Below are 20,323 nucleotides of genomic sequence, written 5' to 3' on the forward strand. Positions count from 1 at the left end.
TGCGAGCGATAGCGTACCCGCCCCGACGATCGGGGGGCAAATCGCCCCGCCGGTTCCGCGCGGGACGCCTGTCTCACCCGCGCGCGGCGAGGACGGTTCGGGCGGGAAACCACGGAGGGCACAGTGACGGAGCACTCACCCCGCGAAGGCACCCACCGGGAGAGGGGCGGCACCGACGTCGCCCGCGTTCCCGCGGAAGGGACGCACTCCCCCGGAGAAGCGTCCGAACACGCGAACGCCGAACGGATCCTCGGCACGGTCGGGCCCGCGGCCCGACACCCCGGCCCCACCGAGTCGCGCTCGGCCAGCAGGCTGTGGTGGGACGCCGACGCCGACGACTACCTGGCCGAACACGGTTCGATGCTGGGCGAGCGCGAGTTCCTGTGGTGCCCGGAACGGCTCCACGAGAGCGAGGCCGGTCTGCTGGGCGAGGTCTCCGGCAGGGACGTGCTGGAGGTCGGTTGCGGGGCGGCCGCGTGCTCCCGGTGGCTGGCCTCCCGGGGAGCTCGGCCGGTGGGCCTGGACATCTCGGGCAGGATGCTGGGTCACGCGGCGGCGGCCAACGCGCGCACGGGCACGGAGGTCGCCCTCGTCCAGGGCAGCGCCGACATGCTGCCGTTCGCCGCGGAGTCCTTCGACATCGCCTGTTCCGCCTTCGGCGGTGTGCCCTTCGTGGCCGACTCGGAGCAGGTGATGCGCGAGGTGGCCCGGGTGCTGCGTCCCGGTGGCCTGTGGGTCTTCGCGGTCACACACCCCATTCGCTGGGCCTTCCCCGACGATCCCGGCCCGGATGGGCTGACCGCGGTGCAGTCCTATTTCGACCGCAGCCCCTACGTGGAGATCGACGCCACGGGGAGGGCCACCTATGTCGAACATCACCGCACTCTCGGCGACTACGTATCCCAGATCACGTCCTCGGGTTTTCGGCTGCTGGAGCTGATCGAGCCGGAGTGGCCCGAGGATCACACGGAGGTGTGGGGGCAGTGGAGTCCGTTGCGGGGCAGAACCCTGCCGGGCACCGCCATCTTCCGCTGTCTGCTTCCCGAACGACCGGAGTCGGCGCCGGGACGCTGACCCGGCCCTCCGAGGGAACCCGTGACCAGACGAGACCCGGAAGGCGTCGTGAACAACGCACAGGAACTGCTCGATGCCCAGCAGGAGAGATTCCGGCGACTGGATCCGGCGCTGCCGGACTCCTACCCCCTGCCCCGGGGCGGCGAACCCCTGGTGGCCCGCACACGCCCGGGGGAACCACCGGTGGCCGGTCTCACCACGCACACGCGACAGCCTCCCGGCTCACTGCCGAGCCTGTGGACGACCACGGAGACGCACGAGCTGTTCCCCCTGGTCGGTGATCGTCCTCACGAGGGAATGGACGCCCTGCTCCGAGCCTTCGGGAAGCAGGTGGCCAGCCGCTCCCCCGCGGAGACGGACTCCTCCTGCCTGGTCACCTGGCCCAGTCGTGACGTGCGGGCCAGTCGGGCGCTGCTCGACCACGGCTTCGTTCCACTGTCCTGCCTCGCGGTACGCACGCGGGCACCGAACGTAGATACGGAACTGTCTGGTACCGTAAAAGTGCGTCGGGCGGGTCCGCCCGATTTGGACGAGGTGGTCGAGCTGGCCATGGCCGAGCTCGAGTACGCCGCCCTCGTCGGTTCCTCCGTCCTGCGACCCGACGCGGCCGAACTCAAACGCAGCGTGCTCAGAGTCCGGCTGCGCTCGGGAAGCAGCCCGCGGGGCATCTCCCCCCGGGAAAACACGACAGGTGGTGACCCCGTTTGGCTCGCCGAACGCGACGAGGAGGTACTCGGGCTGGCCGAATGCGGCTGGGTCGACACCGAAAGCCACCACGGTGGACACCGACTCGGCACCGGGTTGTGGGGCTACGTCAACTGCCTGTCCGTCCGCGAGGACCAACGGGGCACCGGCATCGGTCGCGACCTGATGGCGATGGCCCACAGCGACTTCGCGGCGGCCGGGGCGGTGGGCAGTTTCCTGTACTACAACCCCGCGAACCCGTTGTCCCCGGTGTTCTGGCACCGGCAGGGATACCGACCACTGTGGACCATATGGGAGATCAGACCGGCCACCGCGTTGCGCTGACACCGCGCCTGGCGGGGCCGGTCGCGACGCGAAAGGCAACGCCGAGCCGTGGAGATCGTCGCAGCGGACGTCGGAGTGAACGGTCCGCACGGACCGCTACTCGAACCCACCTCACTACGAGCACGATCAGGAGAACTCCTGCTCGTCACGGGTCCACCCAGATCGGGACGCACCGCTCTCGCCCTCGTGCTCTCCGGACGGCTACGACCCGACCGGGGAACCGTGCTGCGCAACGGGCGCAGAAACCCGGCCCGGCTGCGCGAGACGGTCTCGGTGATCGACGCCCCCGGCATCACCGAGCCTGAGGGGGCACTCGAACTGACCGAGATCGTCGGCGAGGGACTCAGCCTGGCCGGACGTCGCTGCGGTCGGAAGGCCGTGCGGCGCTGGATCACCGGACGCGGTCTGGACGAATGGGCCCACACACGCTTCGAACAGCTCCCCCCACGGATCCGCACCAGGGTGCTGTTGGACCTGGGACGAGCCCCGCGCGGCACCGAGGCGCTCGTCCTGGACTGCCCGGACCGACACGGGGACGACCCTCTGAACTGGTATCCGGCGGCCCGGGAGGCCGCCGAGCACGGCTATGCCGTGGTGGTGGTGTGCTCACCCCACTCGGCCGACGACCTGAACGCTCCCACCGTCCGCATCGGCACCAGCTCGACCATCGACGACCCTCCGAGCCGGACGGACGCCCTCCGCACTCCTGACCAGGAAACCCCGGGAACCACATCATGACCACGTTTCGACTGGCCAAAACCGAACTGCGCCGACTGACCTCCGGAAAACTCCCCAAACTGGCGCTGGTGGCGGTCACCCTCGTACCGCTGCTGTACGGCGCGCTCTACATCTACGCCAACTGGGACCCCTACGGCAACCTGGAAACGGTCCCCGCCGCCGTGGTCGTGGACGACACCGGCGCCACCAGGGACGACGGCAGTCAGCTCACGGCGGGTGAGGACGTCTACGAGAACCTGACCGACTCCGGTGACTTCGACTGGCACCGGGTCGGCAACGAACGGGCGCACCAGGGGGTCTCCGAGGGCACCTACACCTTCGCCCTGGTGATCCCCCGGGACTTCTCCCGCGCACTGCTGTCCCCCGGCGAGTTCGAACCGGAACAGGCCCGACTGCGCCTGATCACCAACGACGCGAACAACTACCTCGCCGGAACGATCGCCGACAAGGTGGTCAGCCGGGTCCGCGAGACCGTCTCCGCCGACGCGGGCAGCGACGCGGCACGTGAACTGCTACTGGGGCTGAGCACCGTGCACGAGCAGACCGTGCGCGCCGCCGACGGGGCCGGTGACCTCGCGGACGGGGCGGGAGACCTGGACACGGGCCTGGACCGGACCCACCAGGGAACACAACAGTTACTGGTGGGGCAGCGCAAACTCGCCCAGGGAGCCGACGAGCTGGCCACCGCGTCCGGACGGATCGCCAGGGGCAACAGCGAACTCCACGACGGGCTGTCGCAGATGCGGAACAAAACCGCCGACCTGCCGAAGAAGACCGACCAGCTGGCCGACGGGGCGGAACGTGTCGCCGAGGGCAACACTGAGCTGGCCGAGAAGGCCTCCGAGGTCGGCGAGATCTCCCAGGGCATCGCCGACCGCCTCGACGGGGCGCGCGGCGACATCATCGACCACCTGCGTGAACTCGGCCTGTCGCAGGAACAGATCGAACGCGTCACCGAGTCCCTCGAACAGCTCGACCAACCCCTGGACGAGGCCAACTCACAGGTGCAGCAGCGGGTGAAGCGGGTCCAGGAACTGTCGGACGGCTCCCAGCGGGTTGCCCGAGCCAGCCGGAAACTGGCCAACAACATCCCGCAGATGACGAACGGGATCAAGGAACTCGACGCCGCGTCGGAGAAACTGGCCGGCGGCGCGCAGCAGGTGCACGAGGGAGCCACCGAACTGCGGGACAAGCAACGTGAGGCGGTGTCCGGAGCCGAGGAGCTGAACTCCGGGGTCGCCCGACTGTCCAACGGCTCCGACCAGCTGGTGAACGGCTCCCACGAGCTCGCCGACAAACTCGGCACCGGGGCCGAGGACATCCCCAACCCGGACGAGTCCACCCGCGAGGCCACCGCGAAAACCATCGGGGACCCGGTGGCCGTGGACGAAACGGCCCAGACCGACGCGGGCACCTACGGAGCCGGCCTCGCCCCCTACTTCATGGGACTGGCCCTGTGGATCGGCGGCTTCGTGCTGTTCCTGTTGATGCGTCCGCTGTCCAACCGTGCCCTGGCCTCCGGAGTGGCACCGTGGCGGACGGCGCTGGGAGGCTGGCTGCCCGCCGCACTGGTGGGAACCGTCCAGGCGGTGCTGCTGTACTCGGTGGTGGTGTTCGGCATCGGCGTCGACACGGCCAACCCCTGGTGGACCCTCGGGCTGCTGATCCTCACCTCGCTGGCGTTCACCGCCGTGGTGCACTCGCTCAACGCGGCCTTCGGTCCGAAGGGCAAGTTCCTGGCACTGGTGTTCCTGGTGCTGCAGCTGATCACGGCGGGCGGAACCTTCCCCTGGCAGAGCACACCCGAGGTGCTGCACCCGCTGCACAAGGTCCTTCCGCTCGGCTACGTCGTGGACGGGCTGCGGCACCTGATCTACGGCGGCAGTGCGGACAACGCGATCCAGGCGGCGCTGGTGCTGCTCTGCTACCTGGTGTGCGGGCTGTTGCTGAGCACGGTGGCCGCCATGCGCCAACGGGTCTGGACGGCCTCCCGGCTCCGGCCGGAGCTGTCCCTGTGATCCGAAAACGGCACTGAGGAGCGAAAACCTCCCGGCACACCCGCGGCCGGTGACGGACCGGCGGTCCGTCACCGGCCGCGCTCGCGAGGGCGCGCCCGGACGACTACTCCTGCTCGTCGTAGCGCGCTATCTCGATCAGGTTGCCGTCCGGGTCCCGCAGGTACAACGAGGTGATCGGGCCCTGGGTGCCGGTACGCACCACCGGCCCCGCCTCGATGCGCACGTCGTTGGCCCTGAGGTGCTCCTGAACCTCGCTGAGGGCGTTGCCGGTGACAAAACACAGATTCGCCGACCCGGGGACCGGATGCGTCGCCGTCGGCTCCGCCAGCTCACTGGCGGCGTGCAGCTTGATGGTCTGCTGCCCGAAACGCACCGCACGTCGCTCGCCCTGGAAGGTCACGGGCTGCATCCCGAGAATGTTCTCGTAGAACTCCAGGGAACGCTCGACGTCGGCCACGGTAAGCACCAGATGGTCCAGCCTGTCGACGCTGATCATGTTCCTCCTTCGCCGGAACCCGAGGACCCCCGGTACCGGGTTCCGACCCGTCCGCGGTTTCCCGTGTCGTGTCACGTCGGTTGTCCGGCGGCTCGAACCCCCCGATGAGACGACCACTGGAACCCCCCGACGAAGCCTGTGCCGCCGACGCGCCACCGAATCCCGGGCAGCCTAACCGCACCACTCCCTGCGGGGGACAACCACCTGGCCCTTTCGGCGGGGACCGGCGGCGGACGATCACGGAGCGTCCCACCCCGGAAACGGGAGGTGCACGGAACCGCCGACGATCTCCGCCCGACACGGTGGGGCGGACACCGCGACGGCCCGTCGCGCTCAGTGCGCCGCGGCGTCCCAGGATCCTCCCGTGCCCACCGAGACCTCCAGCGGCACGTCCAGCCGCACGGCCGAGCTCATCTGTTCCCGAACCAGCCTCTCGACCGCCTCGGTCTCCCCCTCGGCCACCTCGATGATCAGTTCGTCGTGCACCTGCAACAGCATCCTGGAGGACAGTCCCTGGCTGTTCAGCGCGCTGTGCACTCCCAGCATCGCCACCTTGATGATATCGGCGGCACTGCCCTGGATGGGAGCGTTCAGTGCCATGCGCTCGGCCATCTCCCGGCGCTGTCGGTTGTCACTGAGCAGGTCCGGCAGGTACCTACGCCGTCCGAGGATGGTGGAGGTGTAACCGTCCCGACGGGCCCGCTCCACGACCTCCTGCAGATAGTCCCGCACCCGGCCGAAACGGGCGAAGTAGGCCTCCATCTGCTGCTTGGACTCCTCGTTGGAGATCCGGAGCTGTTGGGCCAACCCGTAGGCGGACAACCCGTAGGCCAGGCCGTAGGACATGGCCTTCACCCGGCGCCGGAGTTCCTGGTCGACCTCGTCGATGGGGACGCCGAACGCCTGAGAGGCCACGTAGTTGTGCAGGTCCTCACCCGTGCGGAACGCCTCGATCAGCCCCTCGTCACCGGAGAGATGGGCCATGATCCGCATCTCGATCTGGCTGTAGTCCGCGGTCAGCAGGGTCTCGTAGCCCTCCCCGACCACGAACACCTCCCGGATCCGTCGCCCCTCCTCGGTGCGGACGGGGATGTTCTGCAGGTTCGGTTCCGTCGACGACAGTCGCCCCGTCGAGGCGATCATCTGGTTCAGCGTGGTGTGGATCCGCCCGTCCGGGGCGACGGCTTTGACCAGCCCCTCCACCGTGGTCTTGAGCTTGGTCGCGTCGCGATGCTCCAGCAGGTACCGCAGGAAGGGGTGCTCGGTTTTCTCGTACAGCCCCTGCAGAGCCTCCGCGTCGGTGGTGTAGCCGGTCTTGGTGCGTTTCGTCTTGGGCATCCCCAGTTCGTCGAAGAGCACCGTCTGCAGCTGCTTGGGCGAGCCGAGGTTGATCTCCTTGCCGATGACGGAGCAGGCCTGCTGGGCGGCCTGCTCGACCCGTGCCGTGAAACGGTCCCCGAGTTCCTCCAACCGTCGCTGGTCCACCGCGATCCCGGCCTCCTCCAGATCGACCAGCACACGCAGCAGCGGCAGCTCCAGCTCGGTGAGCAGCCTCCTGTTCTCCATGCTCTCCAGCTCACCGTCCAGCGCCTCGGCGAGCTCCAGCACGGCCCTGGCCCGGATCATCTCGGAGACGGCGGCGTCCTCACGCGCCCGGTCCTCGTCCTCCAACAGGGAGAGCTGCCCTCCCCCGTCTCCGCCCCGCACGTCCAGGTCACGCTGTAGGTAGCGCACGACGAGATCACCGAGAGCGAAGGAACGCTGTCCCGGGCGAACCAGGTAGGCGGCCAGGGCGGTGTCGCTGCTCACCCCCTTCAGGTCCCAACCGCGTTCGCGGACGGCGTGCACGGAGACCTTCACGTCGTGCGCGGCCTTCGGCACGGACTCGTCGGCCAGCCACTGTCCGAAGGCCCGCTCGTCGTCCGGGGTCAACTCGGCCGGGTCCACGTAGATCCCGCTCCCGGAGGAGGTGGCCACGGCCATCCCGCCGAGATCGCCGCTGCCCTGGGACCAGCTGGCGCGGCAGGACAACCCCACCCGCGCGCCGTCCCGGGCGTGCCGGTCCAACCAGTCCCGCAGGGTTCCCGGTTCGACGACGCCTCCGGAGACCTCGAACCCCTCGGAGGTCTCGGGTTCCTCGGTGGACAGGGTGTTGAACAGGCGGTCGCGCAGCACCCGGAACTCCAGGTTGTCGAACACGCGGTGCACCGCCTCGCGGTCCCACTGCCGCATCGCCAGGTCGTCGGGCAGGTATCCGAGTTCCAGATCGGAGACCAGCTGGGTGAGTTCCCTGTTGCGCAACACCTGCGCGATGTGGTTGCGCAGCTTCTCCCCGGCTTTGCCCGTGACCTCGTCGGCCCGGTCCACCAACTCGGCCAGCGAGCCGAACTGCTGGATCCACTTGGTGACGGTCTTCTCCCCCACACCGTCGATCTTGGGGAGGTTGTCCGAGGGGTCACCACGCAGAGCCGCGAAGTCCGGGTACTGCTGGGGGGTCAGACCGTACTTCTCCCGCACGGCCTCAGGGGTGAACCGGGTCATCTCGGAGACGCCCTTGCTCGGGTAGAGCACGGTGACGCTGTCGGAGACCAGTTGGAGCGAGTCGCGGTCACCGGTGCAGATGCTGACATCGAACCCTTCACCCACGGCCTGGCGGGTCAACGTGGCGATGACGTCGTCGGCCTCGTAGTTGTCCTTGCTCAGCACGGGAACGTTCAACGCACCGAGCACTTCCTGGATCAGGCTCACCTGACCGCGGAACTCCTCGGGAGTCGAGCCCCGGTTGGCCTTGTACTCGGGATAGGTTTCCGACCGGAAGGTCTGACGCGAGACGTCGAAGGCCACCCCGAGATGCGTCGGCTGCTCGTCCCGCAGCAGGTTGATCAGCATCGAGGTGAACCCGTAGACCGCGTTGGTGTGCTGTCCGGTACCCGTCTGGAAGTTCTCCTTGGGCAGTGCGTAGAACGCTCGGTAGGCCATCGAGTGGCCGTCGATCAGCAGCAGGCGTCGGTGCTCGGATGCCATCACGGCGTGCGAGTCTAGGCTCATCCCCCGTCAGTGGTCGCGTACAGGGCAGGAGAGGAACACGTGGCAGAGGAAACGAACGGAACGGTGCTGCCCGGCACGAACGAACCGGGGGCCGAACCCCTGGTTTCCGAGGAGGAGCAGCTCGGAAGCAGGATGGGCATCGAGATCACCGAGTACGACCCCGATCGTGTGGTCGGGATCATGCCGGTGTCCGGCAACCGGCAGCCCTACGGACTGCTGCACGGCGGGGCGAACGCGGTGCTGGCCGAACAGCTGGGCTCGGTGGCGGCCGCGCTGCACGCCGGGAAGGACCGGATCGCGATGGGGCTGGAACTGTCGTGCACCCACCACCGCGCCGTCGCCGAGGGGAAGGTGACCGGCGTGGCCACGCCGCTGCACCGGGGGAACAGCACGGCGACCTACGAGATCGTCGTCACCGACGAGCGTGGCAAACGTACCTGTTCGGCGCGGTTGACCTGCGTGCTGCGGGAGCGGAAAACGGAAAGCTGACAACACGGCACCGGTCCGGAACCGGCCGGATCGGTGCCGTCCTCCTCCGTCGGGGGTTCTGACGGAGCGGACCGTGAGGCGCGAGGCTCACTCCAGGCTGTCGAGCACCGCCTGGGCAATCTCCTTCATCGTGGTACGCCGGTCCATGGCGGTCCGTTGCAGCCAGCGGAAGGACTCCGGCTCGGACATGTCGTGGTTGCTCATCAACAACCCCTTGGCCCGTTCGATCGTCTTGCGCGATTCGAGACGTTCGGAGAGGTTGGCCGCCTCGGCCTCCAGGGCCTGCACCTCGGCGAACCGGGAGACGGCCAGTTCGATGGCCGGAACCAGGTCACGCTTGGCGAACGGCTTGACCAGGTAGGACATGGCCCCCGCGTCCTTGGCCCGTTCGACCAGTTCACGTTGGCTGAAAGCGGTCAGGATCACCACGGGAGCTATCCGTTCCCCCGCTATGGAGGAGGCCGCCTCGATGCCGTCCATCTTCGGCATCTTGATGTCGAGGATCACCAGGTCGGGACGCAGTTCCTCCGCGAGACGAACCGCTTCTTCGCCGTCACCGGCCTCACCGACGACCTGATATCCCTCCTCGCGAAGCATCTCCACCAGATCGAGCCTGATCAGCGCCTCGTCCTCGGCCACGAGCACGCGATGCTGAGCAGCATTCGTCGCCGTGTTCGGGTCCTCGGCAGCCGGCGTGCTCACCGGATCCTCCTGGATGGTTCTCGGGTGTTTCCGGTGCGGTCGCACCGGAGAGTGCAGCTTATCGTCTCGCGCACCCCCCGGAGAGCGGCAGGGGCCGCGTGCGGTGGGGATGAGAGCTGGCCCACGCGGACTCTCGGGCCGCGTGGGCCGTAACGCCGGAGACCCCGTCCGCAGGTGACGATCTCCGGTGGCGTATGCTGTCCGTAGCGACAGCCCCCGTAGCCCAACAGGCAGAGGCGGCGGACTCAAAATCCGTGTAGTGTCCGTTCGAATCGGACCGGGGGCACTCGTTCTAGCAGGTCAGAAGCCTGCTCGTGATCGTAGGGAAGATCAGACCACACGTTTTCCCCTACGTTTCGCCGCATCGCGCCCCTTGTCACCTCCCCGAGCTGGGGAGGTCAACACCTCGTCTCACCCTCTCCGGGGCCACGAGATCACTCGTTCAGCGGTCCCGCCGTCTTGAGTCGAAGATCACTTTCCTTCGTCGGAGGTGATGCTGGGTACTCGATGCGTGGGCGCGGTCAGGTCGAGGTGTGCCGCGTGCCGGTGCTCTCCTGCGACCAGCGGCGGATACAACCACCGCCGGGTTCTCGTGGTCGATCTCGTCCTCGGTGGGGTCGGCGGGCAGCACGTCCCACCGTCCGAAGTCCGACTCGGCGGGGAACGGACGCAGCGTCATGGCTCTGAGATACATCACGCCTCCGACCACGGCGGGCCGGGGGTGTGATCGGGCTCATGCGGGGTGAGTGGTCTGAGCCCGGTGCGCGGCCACCGCCGTGGTGTACTGCTCGGTGGTCAGGTCGTCCTCGGTGATGCCCAGCGGGGTCAGGACCGTGCGGACCGTCGCCAGTCCGGCCGGGACCTCCTCGGTGCGATCGACCCGGGTTTCGACTTCGAGGAAGGTTCCTTCCAGTTCGGGGACGTGGACCAGGGTGGCGAGCAGGTCGTAGCCGTTCTCGGTGAAGCGGTAGTTGCGGCAGTGCTTGCTGAAGGTGATGCGTTCGGTCAGTCCGAGACCGGTCAACAACGCCGCCACGGCCTGCCCGTCGGCGACGGTGGTCTCGTGCTCGGGTTGGGAACCACTGGCGTGCACGGCGGGCTCCTTGAAGGTCAGCACGGTTGTCGAGGAGTGCTCGTCCTCCACGGTTCGCAACCGCACCTCGTAGCCCTGATCGGTCAGCTCCCCACTCGGTCGGTCGAAGTAGCGGTCCCGGTAGACCTGCACGTGTTCGGTGGCACGCGAAACCAGCCGCTCGCGCACCACCTCGGGGTGACGAACGCGTGCCTTCAGTTCGGCCTCCACAGCCACGGCGACTCCCTACACGATCCGGACGGCCTGATTGCGCAGTTCGCGGGTGAACCTGCGAAAACCCCGGTGTAACGCACCGTGCGAACTTTCCGCACTCCTTGGACCTCCGTGAGGGGACCTCGTGGTTGTCCCCGAAAGCGGACACGAACTGGACATCATCGAGACTCAGGACTCGTCAGGTCGGCAGCATGTCGTAGGAACACACGCGCACACAGGTGTAGGCGCTCAGCTCTTCGAGCAGCCCTGAAGCCCGACCGTCTTTGTTCCCTGCACAGCGGACACCAACCGGCTGAGCACGAAAGGAGAACCCCGTGGCTCCTCCGTTCCCTCATAAAGCGCGGTGTATCCGCGAGGCGTTGGATCGCACCGACCCGCAGCGGCGTGCCGCGTTCGACCGCGATTTCCAGGAGGCGTTGCACAAGGTCGCCGTCGACTACGACACCGGCCACATCGACAGGGTCCTCGACGACTGGTGGGGCGCGGCTGTCCTGGCCGAACACCCACCCACCGAGCGGGAAGAGGAGATCAAAGCCCGCGCCGACCGGGGCGACTTCACCGGGCTGGTCCACATCGACGAGCACGGACACTCGTGGCGCGAGGACGAGCACGGACTCCTCTGGCGCACCGACGCCCACGGCCAGCTGTGGCGGCAGCCCCCTGAGGGAACGACGGACAAGGCCCCGGCGAACACCACTCGACAGCAGGAGGGAGACTGATGGGTCGGTACTTCCTCCGCTGGGGCGACGTCGCCGAAGACGCCTACAAGAAACTGCCCGGCACCCAACAACGGGCCGTGGACAAACGCATGGCCCAGCTCGCCGAGAACCCCAAAGACGGCAGCAGCTACGATCCGACAACCGACCGCTGGACCACCACCGCCGACAGCGGAAGCATCATGATCGTGTTCGCCCTCCACGACAACACGCTGCGCATCACGATCCTGCGCCTGGTCTGAGAGAGCACTCTTTCAGAGCACGAACGCAGCACGACCCCGGCCGCTGACTCGTAAACCACTGGCGGCTGCCCCGGTTCCCCGCGGCATCACCAAGACCGGGAAGAAGACGGGAGCGAGCGGGATCGGCTCGGCCAGTGGTGTCCCCCAGGGTCCTTCGGGCGAGTGGGACGGTTCGTCTACTACCTTCACCTCGTGGGCCAAGCGGACACGGCAGGAACGTTCACTCCGTACGGCGTTTCCCACTGGGTGCTTCTCGGGGTGTTCGCCGTAGGGGCACTGCTGCTCGTCCGTGCGGGACGCCGACATCGGGGTACTCGTGCGGGTGGGTTGTTCGCCAGGGCGTTCGCGGTGTCGCTGGGGCTGTTCGCGGTGGCGATGCAGGTCTACCGGGTGTTGCCTTCACAGTGGAACATCGGTGTTTCGCTGCCGTTGCACCTGTCCGACTTCACCTGGATCGTGGCCGTCTACGCGTTGTGGACACATCGGCAGTGGGCGTACTCGCTGACATACTACTGGGGCCTGACACTCAACCCCCAGGCCATGCTCACTCCCGCCCTGGACGCTCCGAGCTTTCCGCACATCGACTTCGTCGACTTCTGGACGCAGCACACGCTCGTGGTGTGGGCGGCCATCTACTTGACCTGGGGTCTGGGTATGCGGCCGGTTTGGCGTGACTTCGCGACCGTGGTCATGGTCACGACCGTGTGGGGCGTGGCCGTATTCTGGTTCAACCGGGTCACCGGCACGAACTACGGTTTCCTCAACGCCAAGCCGAACAACCCCTCGTTGCTGGATGTCATGGGTCCGTGGCCGTGGTACCTCGCGGTGGAGTTCGTGGTGGGGCTCACCGCGTGGGCGCTGATCACCTGGCCGTGGGCGCATTCCACCGGGATACCGGCCCGGTGGAGGAACTCCGCGAAGTCATGACAGCACCTGTTGTGCTCCCGGAAACCGGGAATCACCGTGTTCGGAGCAGAGAGGGACTACGACACCGAGGAACCCGTGCTCCGCATGAGGGCCAGCCGTGCTGGCTGGCCGGAAACGACGTCGCCGCATCCGGGCCACGACCGAACTCAGGGCAACGCGGCGAAGCTGCGCACCGGGAACGTCCCCATCCCCCGGATGGCGGCGGGAACAGCCGTGAAGGTCGCTCCCGAGGTGGGCAGCGCGTCGAGATTGGTCAGATGCTCGACGATGGGGATCCCGGCGGCGAGCAGTCGCGTGTGCGCCGGGCGTTCTCCTGTGGAGGTGTCGTCGATGTTGACCGAGTCGATACCGACGAGGTGTGCGCCCTCTTCCACCAGGAAGGAGGCGGCGGCCTCGGTCAGGTACGGGTGGGAGGGATCTCCGTAGTGCTCGGTCCCCCAGTGGCGGTCCCAACCGGTGCGCACCAGCACCGCGGCACCGCGAACCCGGTGTCCGGAGAACACCCGCTCGTCGACGGCCCCCGGCCCGGCGTCGACGACCACGGCGGGAAGCAGTGCGCAGCGTTCCAACGCCAGGCCGGACACGTCGTGACCGTCCCGGAACCGGTGCGCGGGAGTGTCGAGGTAGGTGCCCGTGTTGGCGACCATGGTGATCCGGCCGATCGTGAACTCGGTTCCGGCAGAGTAGTGCTCGGCCGAGTCCTCGAAGGGCAGGTACGTGTCGACGACCGGGGCCGGCAGCCCCGGATAGGTGACCGTACCGTGTTCGACCACGTGACTGAGATCGACCAGACGCATGTCCACCAGTCTGGCAGCTCACCCCGGCGGCCGAGGCGACCCACCCGGGCTCTCCAGCGTGTCCGCTCGCGGAGGTCCCCCCTGCAGGGCAGACTCGAGTCCCATGGAGGACCCCGAGACGGCGCGAGGCACGTTGACCGCTCTGGCCGAGGAACGGACAGCGGTGGAGCAGCAGCTGGAGGCACTCTGGGAACGCACCCGCCGGGCCATCCGCGAGGCCGATGACGCCGGGCTCAACCGCAGGGAGATCGCCGCCCTGGCCCGGGTCTCCCCGCAGACCGTGTACAAGGCCCTGGGTCGTCCCGAACAGTGAGTCACCGACCGCTCCCCAGGCGGTCCCGGTCGTCTTCGACCAAGACCGCCCCGTCCCGTGCGCAGGTGTGTACGCCTGGTCCTTCCTCCTGGACAACGGGCCCTGTGCGGCGTGTACTGAGGGTGGAACTCCCGACTCCACTTCGGAAAAGAATTCACTTTCTACGTCACGAAGAGCTCCGAAGGGAGGACCTCATGACGGCGTCCTACTCACCCGGTCAACCACCGACCTACTACCCAGGGCCCACCAGTGGTTTCGCCGTCGTCGCGCTCGTGCTCGGCATCATGGGGTTCAGCCCGCTCGCGGTGATTTTCGGGCACATAGCACTGCACAACATCGACAAGAAACACTCTGGTGAAAGGGGTAGAGGCATGGCCATCGCCGGTCTGGTACTCGGATGGATCGGGGTGGCCGGACTCGTGCTCGCCCTGGTTTTCATGATCGCGGCACTGGCCACCGTGGGCCCGCCCGGAGCGTGAGGTTCGTCCGGAAGAGTGCGGAGAACACACCCACGGGCCCACGGCCCTTCCCCAGTCGGGCGGTGAACACACCCACGGGCCCACGGCCCTTCCCCAGTCGGGCGGTTACTCCACGACCTCCGGGAGGGAGCCAACGAGACACTCTGATGCGAATTATTTTCGAAAAATGATTCCTCATCGGCGGACGTCAGAGCGATTCCGACGAGAGTCCGTCGCTGACAATTCCGGACGAAAACCGGAAAAGAAAACACACGAAACCATCGAAAACAAAATCCGCTCCACCCTCCACGGAAACGGAAAAGCGGCGGCCTGTCGGACCGAACCGCGTCCCTTCCGGACGGAACACGACCGCACGTCCGGAGTCCCTCCACCCACGGGGTCAACACTCACCCGGAGCGCCGATCACCCTCGTCCGAATCACGGTACGGCCTTTCGTCGTCCTCCGTGTCCTCGGACTCGTTCTCGGTCAACTCCTCCTGCAAAGCTTCGATGTCCAGAGGCGGCGAGCTGTACTTGAGCTCACGAGCGATCTTGGCCTGCTTGGCCTTGGCTCGACCGCGCCCCATAACGTAGCTCCTCTTCCGTACGGCGCTCTGCCTATCCCCACAATACAACCACGACATCAGAACGGGACTTTACGGTCCGTTCCGCGTTCTTCCGCGTTCACCGCCCTCGGAACCCACGAGTCGACGAATATATTCACCGCAGCCGGCCCCGATGAGGCTCGTCTCCCGGGGCACCCTCGCCGGTCGACACCTCACTCACCGGAACGTCCTCCCCCGGTCGACCGTCGCGCCACGCTACGGACCCGGGCCCTGGCCGGATCCTCCGGCTTGCTGCGTACGTGAGGCATCCGCCCCTGCCTGCCAGGCTCGTCCGACCGCTTCCTCACGAACAGCGTAACGGTAACCCCTTCGATGAAGGAATTACGACGCATCATCCGGGCCGAGGGTTCGTTGCCGTGCTCGACGTCGGTGATGATCCGCGCGGCTCCCGCGTCGAACAGCGCCTGGCAACAGGCCTCGACCAGGTGACTGGCCACTCCGCTGCCCCGGGCCCGGGGATCGAGGGCGATCCACTCCATGTACCCCCAGTCCTCACGTTCGTCGTAGGACATGGATCCGAGCACGAACCCGAGCACCTCTCCCTCGGCCTCGGCCACCCAGCACGCCTCCGGCTGCGTGTCGAAGTGCTCGGTGATGCTCGACAACGACCACGAGGTGTAGGGCATGGTGGAGACGTCGAAGGCACGGAACCCCAGCTCCAGCACTCCCTCCAGGTGCGCCATACGCATCGGGACCACACTGATGGTCTCGGCGATCGCCCCGGTACCACTCATGTTCTCACCCTCTCGAAGCAGCCCGAGCCGACGAACCCGCTCGTCCGCGCACCGTCCGCTCCATTGTCGTCGTCACAACCGACCGGGGCTTCGTGAACCGGTCGCCCGTCCTCGGACACAGCGTCTCATTCCATACCGGCGAGGAAACTGCTGACGGCGGCCTCAGCAGCCCCCAGCATCGGCCCCTGTTCGCCCAACTCGGCCGGGCACAGCTCCACGGGAAGTTCGGGCAGCCCTCTGAGCTCCTCCAGGGCGCCGCGCAGCTCCTCACCGGCGTACAACAGGGTGGGGCGCAGCAGCCCGCCCAGAATCACCCGACACGGGTCGAAGATGTTGATCAGGTTGGTCAGACCGACCGCGACCGCGTAGGACATGCCGCGAAACGTCTCCAGGGCCTCCGGTTCGGAACCGTGCGCGCGGGAGACGAGCTCGGCCAGCGCGGCGTGTCGGTCGCCCGGTGCCACGATCCCGGCACGTCTCAGCAGGGCGTCGGTGCCGATCTCGGTCTCCCAACACCCCCGCCCGCCGCAGTGACAGGCACGTCCCGCTGGGTTGGTGACCATGTGTCCGATCTCCCCGGCGTAACCGGTGTTCCCCGTCAGCAGACGGTCGCGGGCTATCACTCCGCCTCCCACACCGACACCGGCCGAGACGTACACGAGGTCCGCGCACTCCCGACCGGCCCCTCTGCGGTGTTCGGCCAGCGCGGCCAAGCGCGCCTCGTTGCCCACGACCACCCGCCCGGCGAAACCGGTCCCCTCCCGCAGTCGCTCGGCCAGGGCCAGTTCACGCCATCCCAGGTTCGGCGCCCGGGTGACCACCCCGTCGCCGTCCCGTACGAGGCCGGGAACCGCCACCCCCATCGCCAGGGGAGACACCTCAGCGGTTTCCGTCTCCCTCCGGATCATCCGGCTCAGGACGGTGACCGCCTCCTCGGGACGCTCCGGCAGGGGTGCGTGCCGGGTGGCGGACTCCCGCAACAACGTGCCGCCCAGTCCCACACGCCCGATCCGAACGGTGTCCACATCGACCGCCAGTGCCAGCACGTAGGCGCTCTCGTCTCGCGGGGAGACGATCAGCGGTGGCCGTCCCCGTCCCGACTGGGGCTGACTGGGGCCTGCCTCGGTAGCCAGTCCCCGTTCGGTGAGCTCCGCGACCAGATCCGCGATGGCGCTGCGGGTCAGTCCGGTGATCTCACCGAGCCGCACCCGACTGGTCGCCCCCTGCAAGTGCAGGTGGCCCAGCAGTGTGCGGAGGTTGTGGCGACGCAGGCTCGCCGGGTCACGTCCCTGCGTGGTCGATGTGGTCACGTTCTCCTCGCTCACTCACGGTTGTCTCCAGTCAACGTGGCACCGCTGAGCGGCACCAACGGTTGTGGGGCTTGACACACCGCCTATTTTGTTTTCACCTATTACAAATCATATTCATGGTCGGAGGTGACAGCACGATGGACGCCCCTGGTCGTCATCCGAGTGCTGCCGGTGGGCTCCGGCCGGCCTTCCCCTCCGCACCACCACCGTTCGTGCACCGCCTCCTCACCGGAAACCACCGCCTGGCGGCGCGCACCGGACACGAGCCACGGAGGTCCACGTGAGACGACGACCCACACGTCTGCTGACGCTGCTCGGCCTGTGCATGGCGTGCACCGTCAGCACGGCCCCCGCCGTCGCGGGGGAGACAACAACCCCGGACGAACCGGTCTATCTGGATCCGAACCGCCCCGCCCGTGAACGGGCCGTCGACCTGGTCTCCCGCATGACCCGGGCAGAGAAGGCCGCACAGATGGTCAGCAGCCGCGCACCGGCGATCCCCCGGCTGGGGGTGCGCGCCTACGGCTGGTGGAACGAGGCCGCCCACGGCGTCGCCCGGGAACAGACCGAGAACGATTCCAACCCCGAGATACTGACCAACACGACCTCCTACCCGGTCAGCCTGTCCATGGGGTCCACCTGGAACCCGGACCTGATGTACCGGGTGGCCGAGCAGGTCTCGGACGAGGCCAGGGAGGTCGTCGAGGACAACACGCTCAACCTCAACTTCTACTCCCCGACGGTCAACCTCGGTCGCGACCCGCGTTGGGGCCGCAACGACGAGACCTTCAGCGAGGATCCCGGGCTCACCGCGGCGATGGCCGAGCAGTACGTCAACGGTATGGAGGGCAAGGACAAGAACGGCAACCCGTTGCCCACCGGGGAGGGCTACCTCAAGACCAGCACCACGCTCAAGCACTTCGCGGCCAACAACAGCGAGTTCAACCGTCGAACAGGATCCTCCGACACGGACGAGCGCACGTTGCGCGAGTACTACACGGCCCCCTTCCGCGAGGTGATCCGGGACAGTTCCCCGGCCTCGGTCATGAGCGCCTACAACCGGGTCAACGGGGTTCCCGCCTCGGCCGACGTGACGTTGCTGGACACCCTCGCCCGCAGGACCTTCGGGTTCGACGGTTTCTTCACCTCGGACTGCGACTCGGTCTACGAGATCCAGCACGGGCACCACTGGAGGCCCGAGGGGCGGGAGGAACCACTGGACCACGTCGAACGCAACGCCTACGCCAACGCCGCCGGGGTGGACCTGAACTGCAACCAGGGGTATCACGACGAGCACAACTACTCGAACACCCTTCCCACCGCCGCCGAGCAGGGCGTCCGAACCGACAACGGCACCTACACCGAGAACTTCATGGACGCCTCCCTGGTCCGCATGTTCACCGTGCGCATCGCACTCGGTGAGTTCGACGACCCGAACGAGGTTCCCTGGGTGCGGCGGGCCCGCGACCGTGTCCCCGAGGACAGCTGGGAGAACTCCGAGGCCAACAGGGCGGTCACGCAGACACCGCAACGCCTGGCCCTGGCCCGGGAGGCGGCCGCCGAGTCGATCGTGCTGCTGCGCAACGCGAAGGGCTCCGGAGGCAGGCGGGCCCTGCCGCTGAACGTGCCCCGGTCCGGCCCCTACAGCGTGGCCGTGATCGGCGACCACGCCGATCCGGACGAGATGTACCTGGGCGGCTACTCCAGCAACCAGGCCGCTTCCGGCCGGGCCAACAGCGTCAACGGCTACCAGGGGATCCGGGAGGCCATCGAGTCCGTGAACCCGGAGGCCAGGGTGGACCACCTTCCCGGAACCGTCGCCGGTGCGGGAGAGGAGCTCAACGAGGACAGCGTCCGAAGGGCCGCGAACTACGACGCCGTGATCGTCTACGGGGCCACCGACGAGTCCACCGCCAGTGAGGAGGAGGACCGGGAGTCGCTGAAACTGCCCGCCCCGCAGACCGCCCTGATCGAACGGGTGGCCGAGGCCAACCCCGAGACGGTGGTGTACCTGGAGACCATCGGCCAGGTCGACGTCAGCGACTTCCGCACGGACGTCTCCGCGATCCTGTGGAGCTCCTACAACGGACAGCGCAAGGGTGAGGCCCTGGCCGACGTGCTGCTGGGCGAGCGGAATCCGAGCGGGCACCTTCCGTTCACCTGGTACCGGGACGAATCCCAGCTTCCCCCGATGGACGACTACGACATCAGGCCGGACGAGTCCCACCCGGGCCGGACCTACATGTACTTCGCGGGCGAGCCCACCTACCCCTTCGGTCACGGGCTGAGCTACACCCGTTTCGAGTACGGCACGCCGCACGTGGACCGCACCCACGTGCGTCCGGACGACACTGTGCGCGTCACCACCCGGGTCACCAACACGGGGGAAACCACGGGTTCGGACGTGGTGCAGCTCTACGCCCGGTCGGACGAGGCGGCGGATCCACAGCGCCCCGACCGGAGACTGGTGGACTTCGCCAAGGTCTCGCTGCGACCGCAGGAGTCCGAGCGGGTGGAGTTCGAGGTGCCGGTGCGCGAGCTGGCGCTGTTCGACCCTCGGACGGAACGCCGCACCGTCGAGGAGGGCGAGCACCGGCTGCACCTGGCGAGTTCCAGTTCCGAGGTCGTCCACCGTACGAAGATCACCGTGCACGGGGCGTCGAAGCCGCGGCCGGCCTCGGTGAGCACCACCCCGCGCGCCGCCGGGGACGGTGAGCGCGACATCCCCCTGCGCAGGATCTTCCCCCGCGACACCGTGGTGGAACCCCGTCCGACCGTGGCCATGAGCGACGCGAGGCTGTACGGACACCGCGCCGACTCCCCGGACCTCCCCCTGCCCGCCGGTATGCGGATCGACTACCGGAGCAACCGGCCGGAGGTGGTCGCGGTCGACCGGCACGGAGTGATCCGCACCCGGAACTCCGGCGTCGCCACGATCACGGCGACGGTCCACTACCGCGGCACCTCCACATCGACGAGCTTCGTCGTGAAGGTCCGGTGATCCGCTGCCCCGGCGGGGCGGCCGTGTAGAGCCGCCCCGCCGGGCAGACACGGCGTTTCCCGCCCGGCCGCCGCCGGTCGACCGGGCGGTTCTCGCCACGTCGTGAACCGCGCGAGCGGCTCGCGGCGAACCGACAGGCACACGAAACCACGCAGAGGAGCATGAGCGTGACGGACTACTCGCCCACCCCCGCGGACAGGTTCTCCTTCGGACTCTGGACGGTCGGGTTCCCCTCCGCTCCCGCCGGCCGCCGGTGTGCACGGGAGGGCGGCCGGCGGGAGCGGAGGGGAACCCGACTC

19 protein-coding genes and 1 tRNA gene are annotated in these 20,323 nt (G+C 67.9%); 12 read left to right on the forward strand and 8 right to left on the reverse strand.

Annotated features, from left to right (window positions below):
• The first annotated feature begins 123 nt into the window (after positions 1 to 123).
• The 4 genes from CEP50_RS16555 to CEP50_RS16570 all read left to right on the forward strand — a co-directional run bounded on the left by CEP50_RS16555 (position 124) and on the right by CEP50_RS16570 (position 4,859).
• Positions 124 to 1,074, forward strand: coding sequence for a class I SAM-dependent methyltransferase (locus CEP50_RS16555; RefSeq protein WP_106114862.1), 951 nt, complete (start codon positions 124 to 126; stop codon positions 1,072 to 1,074).
• Positions 1,075 to 1,122: 48 nt separating this feature from the next.
• Positions 1,123 to 2,103: a GNAT family N-acetyltransferase gene (locus tag CEP50_RS16560; protein WP_106114863.1), complete on the forward strand. Its 981-nt coding sequence runs from the start codon at positions 1,123 to 1,125 to the stop codon at positions 2,101 to 2,103.
• Positions 2,104 to 2,178: 75 nt separating this feature from the next.
• Positions 2,179 to 2,841 (forward strand): hypothetical protein, encoded by a 663-nt coding sequence (locus CEP50_RS16565; protein WP_258175355.1) that lies wholly within the window; start codon positions 2,179 to 2,181, stop codon positions 2,839 to 2,841.
• A complete protein-coding gene (locus CEP50_RS16570) occupies positions 2,838 to 4,859 on the forward strand; it encodes a YhgE/Pip family protein (protein WP_106114865.1) in 2,022 nt (673 codons plus the stop codon). The genes CEP50_RS16565 and CEP50_RS16570 overlap by 4 nt, the downstream gene beginning before the upstream one ends.
• Positions 4,860 to 4,962: 103 nt before the next feature.
• Here CEP50_RS16570 and CEP50_RS16575 read toward each other — a convergent pair whose 3' ends face one another.
• Both CEP50_RS16575 and polA read right to left on the reverse strand, forming a co-directional pair.
• Complete coding sequence (locus CEP50_RS16575; RefSeq protein ID WP_106114866.1) at positions 4,963 to 5,355, reverse strand: VOC family protein; 393 nt, start codon at positions 5,353 to 5,355, stop codon at positions 4,963 to 4,965.
• A gap of 333 nt (positions 5,356 to 5,688) precedes the next feature.
• Positions 5,689 to 8,379 (reverse strand): DNA polymerase I, encoded by a 2,691-nt coding sequence (polA, locus tag CEP50_RS16580; RefSeq protein WP_106114867.1) that lies wholly within the window; start codon positions 8,377 to 8,379, stop codon positions 5,689 to 5,691.
• A 63-nt stretch (positions 8,380 to 8,442) separates the two neighbouring features.
• On the opposite strand from polA, the gene CEP50_RS16585 reads away from it, so the two are divergent.
• The gene (locus tag CEP50_RS16585) at positions 8,443 to 8,892 is read left to right on the forward strand and encodes a PaaI family thioesterase (protein WP_106114868.1); all 450 of its coding nucleotides are present in this window, start codon (positions 8,443 to 8,445) and stop codon (positions 8,890 to 8,892) included.
• An 87-nt stretch (positions 8,893 to 8,979) separates the two neighbouring features.
• Here the strand turns inward: CEP50_RS16585 and CEP50_RS16590 are convergent, their stop codons facing one another.
• On the reverse strand, positions 8,980 to 9,594 hold the full coding sequence (locus tag CEP50_RS16590; RefSeq protein ID WP_106114869.1) for an ANTAR domain-containing response regulator: 615 nt from the start codon (positions 9,592 to 9,594) through the stop codon (positions 8,980 to 8,982).
• 212 nt (positions 9,595 to 9,806) lie between these two features.
• Between CEP50_RS16590 and CEP50_RS16595 the strand changes: the two genes are divergently transcribed.
• A tRNA-Leu gene (locus CEP50_RS16595) sits at positions 9,807 to 9,880 on the forward strand.
• Between the two features lie 447 nt (positions 9,881 to 10,327).
• On the opposite strand, the gene CEP50_RS16605 is transcribed toward CEP50_RS16595, so the two are convergent.
• Positions 10,328 to 10,903 carry a class IV adenylate cyclase gene (locus CEP50_RS16605; RefSeq protein ID WP_106114871.1) on the reverse strand — a complete coding sequence of 192 codons (576 nt, stop codon included), beginning with the start codon at positions 10,901 to 10,903 and terminating at the stop codon, positions 10,328 to 10,330.
• Between the two features lie 311 nt (positions 10,904 to 11,214).
• On the opposite strand from CEP50_RS16605, the gene CEP50_RS16610 reads away from it, so the two are divergent.
• The 3 genes from CEP50_RS16610 to CEP50_RS16620 all read left to right on the forward strand — a co-directional run bounded on the left by CEP50_RS16610 (position 11,215) and on the right by CEP50_RS16620 (position 12,785).
• Positions 11,215 to 11,619, forward strand: coding sequence for a DUF6247 family protein (locus CEP50_RS16610; RefSeq protein WP_146134825.1), 405 nt, complete (start codon positions 11,215 to 11,217; stop codon positions 11,617 to 11,619).
• Entirely contained in the window at positions 11,619 to 11,858 is a 240-nt protein-coding gene (locus tag CEP50_RS16615; protein WP_106114873.1) for a type II toxin-antitoxin system RelE family toxin, read from the forward strand. The genes CEP50_RS16610 and CEP50_RS16615 overlap by 1 nt, the downstream gene beginning before the upstream one ends.
• Before the next feature lie 192 nt (positions 11,859 to 12,050).
• Positions 12,051 to 12,785 carry a YwaF family protein gene (locus CEP50_RS16620; protein ID WP_106114880.1) on the forward strand — a complete coding sequence of 245 codons (735 nt, stop codon included), beginning with the start codon at positions 12,051 to 12,053 and terminating at the stop codon, positions 12,783 to 12,785.
• Between the two features lie 146 nt (positions 12,786 to 12,931).
• Here CEP50_RS16620 and CEP50_RS16625 read toward each other — a convergent pair whose 3' ends face one another.
• Positions 12,932 to 13,582 carry a cyclase family protein gene (locus tag CEP50_RS16625; RefSeq protein ID WP_106114881.1) on the reverse strand — a complete coding sequence of 217 codons (651 nt, stop codon included), beginning with the start codon at positions 13,580 to 13,582 and terminating at the stop codon, positions 12,932 to 12,934.
• Between the two features lie 103 nt (positions 13,583 to 13,685).
• Here CEP50_RS16625 and CEP50_RS16630 point away from each other — a divergent pair, with 103 nt between their 5' ends.
• A complete protein-coding gene (locus CEP50_RS16630) occupies positions 13,686 to 13,895 on the forward strand; it encodes a helix-turn-helix domain-containing protein (RefSeq protein ID WP_106114874.1) in 210 nt (69 codons plus the stop codon).
• Between the two features lie 194 nt (positions 13,896 to 14,089).
• The gene (locus tag CEP50_RS16635) at positions 14,090 to 14,374 is read left to right on the forward strand and encodes a DUF4190 domain-containing protein (protein WP_106114875.1); all 285 of its coding nucleotides are present in this window, start codon (positions 14,090 to 14,092) and stop codon (positions 14,372 to 14,374) included.
• Between the two features lie 386 nt (positions 14,375 to 14,760).
• On the opposite strand, the gene CEP50_RS16640 is transcribed toward CEP50_RS16635, so the two are convergent.
• The 3 genes from CEP50_RS16640 to CEP50_RS16650 form a co-directional block, all read right to left on the reverse strand.
• Entirely contained in the window at positions 14,761 to 14,940 is a 180-nt protein-coding gene (locus CEP50_RS16640; RefSeq protein ID WP_019854586.1) for a DUF3073 domain-containing protein, read from the reverse strand.
• A 191-nt stretch (positions 14,941 to 15,131) separates the two neighbouring features.
• Positions 15,132 to 15,713: a GNAT family N-acetyltransferase gene (locus tag CEP50_RS16645; RefSeq protein ID WP_106114876.1), complete on the reverse strand. Its 582-nt coding sequence runs from the start codon at positions 15,711 to 15,713 to the stop codon at positions 15,132 to 15,134.
• A 125-nt stretch (positions 15,714 to 15,838) separates the two neighbouring features.
• Positions 15,839 to 17,023 carry an ROK family protein gene (locus tag CEP50_RS16650; protein WP_258175357.1) on the reverse strand — a complete coding sequence of 395 codons (1,185 nt, stop codon included), beginning with the start codon at positions 17,021 to 17,023 and terminating at the stop codon, positions 15,839 to 15,841.
• Positions 17,024 to 17,303: 280 nt separating this feature from the next.
• Between CEP50_RS16650 and CEP50_RS16655 the strand changes: the two genes are divergently transcribed.
• A complete protein-coding gene (locus CEP50_RS16655) occupies positions 17,304 to 20,024 on the forward strand; it encodes a glycoside hydrolase family 3 C-terminal domain-containing protein (protein ID WP_106114878.1) in 2,721 nt (906 codons plus the stop codon).
• The last annotated feature ends 299 nt before the right edge of the window (positions 20,025 to 20,323 follow it).

The sequence above is a fragment of the Actinopolyspora mortivallis genome (genome assembly GCF_003001495.1).
Classification (GTDB): Bacteria; Actinomycetota; Actinomycetes; order Mycobacteriales; family Pseudonocardiaceae; genus Actinopolyspora; species Actinopolyspora mortivallis_A.

Bases quoted from the DNA above. Each gene is read 5' to 3' on its own strand.
- CEP50_RS16570 (WP_106114865.1), top strand. From the start codon at position 2,838: ATGACCACGTTTCGACTGGCCAAAACCGAACTGCGCCGACTGACCTCC.
- CEP50_RS16635 (WP_106114875.1), top strand. From the start codon at position 14,090: ATGACGGCGTCCTACTCACCCGGTCAACCACCGACCTACTACCCAGGG.
- CEP50_RS16645 (WP_106114876.1), bottom strand. From the start codon at position 15,713: ATGAGTGGTACCGGGGCGATCGCCGAGACCATCAGTGTGGTCCCGATG.
- polA (WP_106114867.1), bottom strand. From the start codon at position 8,379: ATGGCATCCGAGCACCGACGCCTGCTGCTGATCGACGGCCACTCGATG.
- CEP50_RS16575 (WP_106114866.1), bottom strand. From the start codon at position 5,355: ATGATCAGCGTCGACAGGCTGGACCATCTGGTGCTTACCGTGGCCGAC.
- CEP50_RS16615 (WP_106114873.1), top strand. From the start codon at position 11,619: ATGGGTCGGTACTTCCTCCGCTGGGGCGACGTCGCCGAAGACGCCTAC.
- CEP50_RS16630 (WP_106114874.1), top strand. From the start codon at position 13,686: ATGGAGGACCCCGAGACGGCGCGAGGCACGTTGACCGCTCTGGCCGAG.
- CEP50_RS16625 (WP_106114881.1), bottom strand. From the start codon at position 13,582: ATGCGTCTGGTCGATCTCAGTCACGTGGTCGAACACGGTACGGTCACC.
- CEP50_RS16640 (WP_019854586.1), bottom strand. From the start codon at position 14,940: ATGGGGCGCGGTCGAGCCAAGGCCAAGCAGGCCAAGATCGCTCGTGAG.